Genomic DNA, 7,873 nt, shown 5'->3' on the forward strand with positions numbered 1-7,873 from the left:
ATCCCACGACACGCACTCCGGGAGAGGCGCATCTATGCCCTCCGGAGGAAAGGAATCCTCTTCAGTGACTGACGTCAACACCCACGCCGACGGCGTGGACTCCACCACCGACTTGTCGGCTCTGCGCGTTCCGCAGCTGCAGTCGCTCGCGGCAGGCCTCGGCATCGCCGGTGCGGCCAAGCTGCGCAAGGGCGAGCTCGTCGCGGCCATCGACGCCGCCCGCCGCAGCGCCGGTGCAGCTTCCGGCGATGCCGCACCGACGGATGCCCGCCCCGCGCAGGAGCCGGCCACCGACGCATCCCGGCCGGCCGCAGGCGATGACGCCTCGGCCGACGCGCAAGACCCGGTCGCGACCGGCGCGGCAGAGCGCACGGCAGAGACCCCGGCGTCGTCCCCGCAGGACGAGCCGCTGAATCCCGCCGCAGCCGAAGCGGCTCTGCAGGCCGCGCTCGACCTTCAGACTCCTCCCACTCGCACCCGTCGCGGCTCCCGCAGGGTGACCAGCGTCGACGGAGGCCGTACCGTCTCGGCGGCGGCGCACGTCAACGCGGGCGAGGCCGGGCTGCCCGGACTCTCCGCAGGCGGTGAGTCCGCGAACGCCGAGGCCGCTGTGGCCCCTGCCTCGCAGGAACAGCGCGCGCAAGGCGCCGCACAGTCCGCCGCAGAGACTGCTGGTCGCGTCGACGAGCCCGAGCAGGGCTCCGGCGAGGATGCCCAGCGCCGGCCGGCCGAGGCCGCGGAAGGCGGTCGCGGCGAGCAAGGCGACGGCGAGGGCCAGGCGTCCGACGACGGCCAGCGGGAGCAGTCCCGCCAGGGCCGCCGCAACCGTGGCCGCAACAAGAACCGGCGCGGCGAGAACGGCCAGGGCGGCGAGAACGGCCAGCGCGACCAGAACGGCCAGCGGGGCGAGAACGGCCAGCGCGGCGAGAACGGCCAGCAGGCCGACGCCGACGCACAGCCGAATCAGAACCAGCAGAAGCAGTCCCAGAACCAGCAGAAGCAGGGCGGCCAGCAGAACCAGCGCCAGAACCAGGGCGGCCAGCAGGCGCAGGAAGACGAGCGCGGCGGACGGGGTCGCTACCGCGACCGCAAGCGTCGTGGCGGCGGGAACGACGACGTCGAGCCGGAGATCCTCGAGGACGACGTGCTCATCCCGGTCGCCGGCATCCTCGATGTGCTCGACAACTACGCGTTCGTGCGCACCAGCGGCTACCTGCCCGGCCCGAGCGACGTGTACGTCTCGCTCGGCCAGGTCAAGAAGTACAACCTCCGCAAGGGCGACGCCGTCGTGGGCGCGATCCGCCAGCCCCGCGAGGGCGAGAACAGCGGTCGCCAGAAGTACAACGCGCTCGTCAAGGTGGACTCCATCAACGGGCAGACGATCGATGACGCGCAGAACCGCGTCGAGTTCGGCAAGCTCACGCCGCTGTACCCGCAGGAGCGGCTGCGTCTGGAGACCGAGCCCACGAAGCTCACGCAGCGCATCATCGACCTCGTCGCCCCGATCGGAAAGGGTCAGCGCGGCCTGATCGTCGCGCCGCCCAAGGCGGGCAAGACGATCGTGATGCAGCAGATCGCCAACGCGATCACCACGAACAACCCCGAGGTGCACCTCATGGTGGTGCTGGTGGACGAGCGACCCGAAGAGGTCACCGACATGCAGCGCACGGTTAAGGGCGAGGTCATCGCGTCCACGTTCGACCGTCCGGCCGAAGACCACACGACAGTCGCCGAGCTGGCCATCGAGCGCGCCAAGCGCCTCGTGGAGCTCGGACACGACGTCGTCGTGCTGCTCGACTCGATCACGCGCCTCAGCAGGGCGTACAACCTCGCCGCGCCGGCGTCGGGTCGCATCCTCTCCGGCGGTGTGGACGCTTCGGCGCTGTACCCGCCGAAGCGCTTCTTCGGCGCTGCCCGCAACATCGAGCACGGTGGCTCGCTGACCATTCTGGCCACGGCGCTCATCGAGACCGGATCCAAGATGGACGAGGTGATCTTCGAGGAGTTCAAGGGCACGGGCAACTCGGAGCTGCGCCTGTCGCGACAGCTCGCCGACAAGCGCATCTTCCCGGCCGTCGACGTCAACGCATCCGGTACGCGCCGCGAAGAGATGCTGATGAGCGCCGACGAGGTGAAGATCACCTGGAAGCTGCGCCGCGCGCTCGCCGGTCTCGACCAGCAGCAGGCGCTCGAGGTGGTGCTCGGCAAGCTGAAGGAGACCAGCTCGAACGTGGAGTTCCTGGTGCAGATGCAGAAGTCGATGCCCGCGCCGGCGGTCGGCCACGGTGTCGCGCACTCGCACGCTCACGAGAACGACCACCGCTAGCTACGTCACGGATGCCCGCACCGGGCTGCCGCCGCGTCGGGTCCGCTTGTCGCCGAGAGGCTCGTTTGTCCACGTGGACAAGCGGACCGATCGGCACGAAGCGGACCCGGCGGGGTGAGGCAGAACGGGCGGGCATCCGCCGTTGACGCATCCGCAACGACCACAGGACGACGACGTGTTCGATTCCATCCAATCCCTGCTCGACGAGTACGAGGCCCTTCAGGAGCAGCTCGCCGATCCCGCCGTGCACGCGGATGCCGCGCGCGCCAAGAAGCTCAACCGCAGGTACGCCGAGCTCAGCCAGATCAAGGCGGCGTACGAGCAGTGGAAGCGGCAGGGCGACGACCTGGATGCCGCGCGCGAGCTCGCGAAGGAAGACGCGGCCTTCGCCGACGAGGTCCCCGGGCTCGAGGAGTCGCTGGCCGCAGCGCAGGAGAAGCTGCGGCGTCTGCTCATCCCGAGGGATCCCGACGACGGACGCGACGTCATCATGGAGATCAAGGCGGGCGCCGGGGGAGCGGAGTCTGCCCTGTTCGCAGCCGACCTGCTGCGCATGTACCTGCACTACGCGGAGTCGAAAGGCTTCAAGACCGAGATCCTCGAGCACGACGACACGGATCTCGGCGGGTACACGAACGTGCAGGTCGCGATCAAGGGCACGTCGTCGGATCCGGCCGACGGGCCGTGGGCGCACCTCAAGTACGAGGGCGGCGTGCACCGTGTGCAGCGCGTGCCGGTGACCGAGTCGCAGGGGCGCATCCAGACGTCGACGGCCGGCGTGCTGGTCTTTCCCGAGGTCGACGAACCCGAAGAGGTCGAGATCGCGCCGAACGACATCCGGGTCGACGTGTTCCGTTCGTCGGGTCCCGGCGGTCAGTCCGTGAACACGACGGACTCCGCCGTACGCATCACCCACCTGCCAACGGGCATCGTGGTGTCGATGCAGAACGAGAAGTCGCAGATCCAGAACCGCGAGGCGGCGATGCGCGTGCTGAGGGCGCGCCTGCTCGCCAAGCAGCAGGAGGAACTGGAGGCCGCGGCGTCGGACGCGCGCAAGTCGCAGATCCGCGGCATGGACCGCTCCGAGCGCATCCGCACCTACAACTTTCCCGAGAACCGCATCGCGGATCACCGCACAGGCTACAAGGCCTACAACCTCGACCAGGTGATGAACGGCGCGCTGGACCCCGTCATCGAGTCGGCCGTGCAGGCCGACGAAGAGGCACAGCTCGCCGCTCTCGGCGAGGAGTAGGGATCACCTTTCGCCATCCGCATCTCTCCACGCCCGGGTCGCTGGCGGCGACTCCCTACGCCGGTAGGTCGTCACTCGCCACGGTCGATCTCGACGACGCTTGGTAGCCTGGGCACACCGGAGGGAGGACGGCATGAAGCGCATCGCGCCATCGCTGCTGATGCTGCTCGTCGTCGTCGACACCTGGGTCAGGACCTCGATCCACGGCGAACCGACGGCAGTGACCGTCCTCGCGCTGGTGGCGCTGGTCGCCGTGCTCGCACTCTCGTGCACGGGCGTCGTTCGAGGAGTGCTGGCCGCCGTCCAAAGAGCGGACGCGACGCGCAAACGACCGCAACGGAGGATGCCGGCCCCTCGCCGGGAACCGCGGTGGGACCAGGAGTGCGTGGGAGGCCGCGGCGCACGGGCGCCCGGATTCGGTGCGGTCCCCGCTGCCGACCTCTGCTGACACAGCGCACCGCTGATCCGCTTCGTGTGACGAGCCGTCGCTCCGTCTGATCCGCTCAGGCTGGCAACGGCACAGGCCGATCATGCATCGGCTGTTCAGCTGCACTGCCTGATCCGCTGCCGGCCGATCGGCTGCACAGGCTGTTCGGCTGCACAGGCCGAGAGAGTTCGTTCACCTCTTCTCGCGGCATCAGACGGCGCGAAGCGCAGCAGCGTCGCAGCTCGGACCGATGACGCAGTCCTCACCCGTACGTCGCCATCGTCTGGAGCCCTCATGCTCGCCTCATCGCACATCCATGCCCGGCCCGTCCGACGGGCGCTGCTCGACCTCCGTCCCGTTCGCGTGATCCGACTCGCCTTCGCGGTGTTCAGACGGGACGTGAACCGGACGCGGTCGCGTCTGCTCCTGTTCTCCGGCTGGGTCTGGGTCGCGGCAGGTTCGCTGGTGGGCTTCGAGATGCTGGAGATCCTCGTCGGCGGCCTGATCGCCGTGCCCGAGGTGCTGCCCGTCGTGCTCATCGCGCTGGCGTTCGCGTGGTATTTCCGGCGTGGCATCCGACGGATGTGGTGGCGAGCCAGTGCGTGGTGGCGCCGCCGCCGTCCGCGCTGATCGGGACTGCGGTACGTCTACGGCCCCGCGTGTGACATTTCGGTGTGCTGTTGCGTCGTTCTGAGAGAGACACCCATTCAGTGAGACGTACTCGAAGGACACACACCATGAACGACGAAGCTCGCGAGCTGGAGCTGCGGCACCTGATCGACTCCATCGTCGAGGCCATAGCGGCGAAGGACATCGGCGCGCTGCGCGCGCTCTACGCGCCCGACGTCGTCTCGTTCGACGTCGAGCCTCCGCTGCAGCACGCGGGAATCGAGGCGAAGCTGAGCAACTGGGAACGCGTCTTCCAGGTGTTCGGAACGGCGGCCTACGAGGTGCGCGATCTCGCGTTCGAGGTATCGGATGAACTGGCCTTCGGGCACGGCTTCGGCCGGCTGAGCGGAACCCTCGGCAGCGGCGCACCCGTGAAGGGCATGTGAGTGCGGGCGACGTTCTGCTTCAGCAGAGTCGACGGCGACTGGCTCGTCGTCCACGACCACGTCTCCGTGCCCCTCGTCGTCGAGACCGGCAAGGGCGCCATCGACCTCGAGCCCTGATCCGGCCACGCGCCTGCGCGGACCTCAGATGTAGATGCCCGGGTCGAGCCAGGTCTCGTCGGAGTGTGTCTGGGCGAGGTGGTGCGGCGCATCCTGCCGCTTGACGCGGGCGGGGATGCCCACTAGAACCGAATCGGCGGGCGCCGACTTCACGACGACGGCGTTCGCACCCACCACGGTGCGTTCACCGATTACGATGTCGCCGAGCACCTGGGCGCCGGCGCCGATCACGACGCCGTCGCACAGCGTCGGATGCCGCTTGCCGCGACCCCGCGACTTTCCGCCGAGCGTCACGCCGTGGTAGAGCATGACGTCGTCGCCCACGACGGCCGTCTCACCGATCACGACGCCCATGCCGTGGTCGATGAAGAACCTGCGCCCGATGTGCGCCCCGGGGTGGATCTCGATGCCCGTCAGAAAGCGGGCGAACTGCGAGAGCAGGCGCGCCGGCAGCTTGAGGCCGGGTGACCGCCACCACCGATGGGCGATGCGATGCAGCCAGATGGCGTGAAGCCCGGAATAGGACAGAGCGATCTCGACGTCGCTCCTCGCGGCGGGATCGTGACGTCGCGCACCGACGATGTCCTCGCGCATCCGCGAGAGCACGGTCATCGCGACTCAGTCCTGCAGGTCCTGGTACAGCACAGTCGAGACGTAGCGCTCGCCGAAGTCGGGGATCACCACCACGATGGTCTTGCCGGCGTTCTCCTCCCGCTTCGCCACCCGCACGGCCGCCTCCACGGCCGCTCCCGAGGAGATCCCGCCGAGGATGCCCTCCTCTGCCGCCAGGCGGCGCGCCATCGCGATGGCGGCATCCGCGTTCACGTCGACCACCTCGTCGTAGATCGAGGTGTCGAGCACCTCGGGCACGAAGTTCGCGCCCAGGCCCTGGATCTTGTGTGGGCCGGGCGCCCCGCCGTTCAGGATCGGCGACTCCTCCGGCTCGACGGCGACGATGCGGATGTCGGCCTTCCGCTCCCGCAGATACCGCCCGGCTCCCGTGATGGTTCCGCCGGTTCCGATGCCGGCCACGAGCACGTCGATCTCGCCGTCGGTGTCCGACCAGATCTCCGGGCCCGTGGTCTCGTGGTGGATCTCGGGGTTGGCGGGATTGGCGAACTGCCGTGCCCAGATCGCGTTGTCGGTGCTCGACACGATCTCCTGAGCCTTCTCGACGGCGCCGCGCATGCCGTCGGGGCCAGGGGTGAGCACGACCTGTGCACCGAACGCGCGGAGCAGCACGCACCGCTCCTTGCTTGCGGTCTCCGGCATCGTGACGATCATCCGGTAGCCACGGGCTGCGGCGGCGAAGGCGAGGGCGATCCCCGTGTTGCCGCTGGTGCCCTCGACGATGGTTCCGCCCGGCTTCAGCGCGCCCGCACGCTCCGCCGCGTCGATGATGGCGACGCCGATGCGGTCCTTCACGCTGGCCGCGGGATTATAGAACTCGAGCTTGGCCAGCACGGTGGCCGCGGCGCCGTCGGTGACGCGGTTCAGCCGCACGAGCGGTGTGCCCCCGACGACCCGGGTGATGTCGGTGTAGATCTTGCCGGACATGAGCCTGCCTTTCCACAAGCGGCGCGGTGACGTGGACGGAACGGGCGGGTGACGCCCGGTTGCAGCCTATTCTTGACGCCGGGCCCGGTCACGCCTCGACCACCCGCCGGTGGCCGTCGCCCGACCGGCCATCGAACCGGCTTCGATTCCGCCGCCGTTTCCCGTGAAGGAGTCAGAGATGGCCGACGACCACGAGCCAGAGCCCGGGCGCCGGCCCGCGCGAGACGACGGGTCCGCTACCGACGACCGGTCCGCGCCCGACCACGAGCCGGCGCATGACGGCGTCCCGCTGCGGGAACTCCTCGACGAGGCGGCCGGCGCGCTCGCCGCTGCCGGCATCCAGGATCCGACGGTCGACGCCGAGCTCATCGCCGGCCATGTGCTCGGTCTGAGCCGCGGGGGAGTGCAGGCGCAGGCCGTGCTTCGCGCATCCATCACGGCGTCGGATGCGCGCCGGATGCGTGAGCTCGTCGGCAGGCGCGCCGCGCGGGAACCCCTGCAGCACCTCACGGGCAGCGCCCCGTTCCGCTCGCTCGAGCTCCTGGTCGGGCCAGGGGTGTTCGTGCCGCGGCCGGAGACCGAGCTCCTCGCGCAGCTCGCGGTCGACGCACTGCGCTCGGCCGCCGAACCGGAGCCGATCGGCGTCGACCTCGGCACGGGCAGCGGCGCGATCGCGCTCGCCATGGCGACCGAGGTGCCGCACGCCCACGTCTACGCCGTCGAACGATCGGCCGACGCCCACGCCTGGGCGCGGCGCAACGTAGAGACCGTCGGAGCGGACAACGTCCGTCTCGAGCACGGCGACCTCGCGGATGCCTTCGCCGAGCTCGACGGCCGCGTCGCCGTCGTCGCGTCCAACCCGCCCTACGTGCCAGACGACGCGATACCCCGCGACCCCGAAGTGCGCCTGTTCGACCCGCCGGCCGCCCTGTACGGCGGCCCCGACGGCCTGGATGTGGTGCGCGTGATCTCACGTCGCGCGCTGCGACTGCTGCACCCAGGCGGACTCGTCGCCATCGAGCACGGCGAGTTGCAGGGGACGCACGTGCGCGCGATCCTGGAGGCCGACGGCTGGCGCTCGCCGTCGACGCACGTCGACCTCACGCTGCGCGACAGGGTGACGACCGCCCTGCGGTGAT

General features: G+C 69.7%; 8 protein-coding genes. 6 read left to right on the top strand and 2 right to left on the bottom strand.

Translation table 11 applies throughout. The annotated features are described in order from the left end of the window. The first annotated feature begins 64 nt into the window (after positions 1-64). From rho to VHB92_RS01415, 5 genes are all read left to right on the top strand, one after another. Positions 65-2,326, top strand: a complete 2,262-nt coding sequence (rho, locus tag VHB92_RS01395; protein ID WP_325450631.1) for a transcription termination factor Rho — start codon at positions 65-67, stop codon at positions 2,324-2,326. Positions 2,327-2,501: 175 nt separating this feature from the next. Beyond that, on the top strand, positions 2,502-3,578 hold the full coding sequence (gene prfA / locus VHB92_RS01400; RefSeq protein ID WP_325450632.1) for a peptide chain release factor 1: 1,077 nt from the start codon (positions 2,502-2,504) through the stop codon (positions 3,576-3,578). 133 nt (positions 3,579-3,711) lie between these two features. Beyond that, entirely contained in the window at positions 3,712-4,026 is a 315-nt protein-coding gene (locus VHB92_RS01405; protein WP_325450634.1) for a hypothetical protein, read from the top strand. A 273-nt stretch (positions 4,027-4,299) separates the two neighbouring features. Then, positions 4,300-4,635, top strand: a complete 336-nt coding sequence (locus VHB92_RS01410) for a hypothetical protein (RefSeq protein ID WP_325450635.1) — start codon at positions 4,300-4,302, stop codon at positions 4,633-4,635. Between the two features lie 107 nt (positions 4,636-4,742). Further along, complete coding sequence (locus VHB92_RS01415; RefSeq protein WP_325450636.1) at positions 4,743-5,060, top strand: YybH family protein; 318 nt, start codon at positions 4,743-4,745, stop codon at positions 5,058-5,060. Between the two features lie 141 nt (positions 5,061-5,201). Here VHB92_RS01415 and epsC read toward each other — a convergent pair whose 3' ends face one another. After that, positions 5,202-5,789 (bottom strand): serine O-acetyltransferase EpsC, encoded by a 588-nt coding sequence (gene epsC / locus VHB92_RS01420; protein ID WP_325450637.1) that lies wholly within the window; start codon positions 5,787-5,789, stop codon positions 5,202-5,204. A gap of 6 nt (positions 5,790-5,795) precedes the next feature. Further along, positions 5,796-6,734: a cysteine synthase A gene (gene cysK, locus VHB92_RS01425; RefSeq protein WP_325450638.1), complete on the bottom strand. Its 939-nt coding sequence runs from the start codon at positions 6,732-6,734 to the stop codon at positions 5,796-5,798. Between the two features lie 178 nt (positions 6,735-6,912). On the opposite strand from cysK, the gene prmC reads away from it, so the two are divergent. Continuing rightward, complete coding sequence (prmC, locus tag VHB92_RS01430; RefSeq protein WP_325450639.1) at positions 6,913-7,872, top strand: peptide chain release factor N(5)-glutamine methyltransferase; 960 nt, start codon at positions 6,913-6,915, stop codon at positions 7,870-7,872. The last annotated feature ends 1 nt before the right edge of the window (position 7,873 follow it).

Origin of the sequence: Humibacter sp. (assembly GCF_035547335.1) — a bacterium.
Classification (GTDB): Bacteria; Actinomycetota; Actinomycetes; order Actinomycetales; family Microbacteriaceae; genus Humibacter.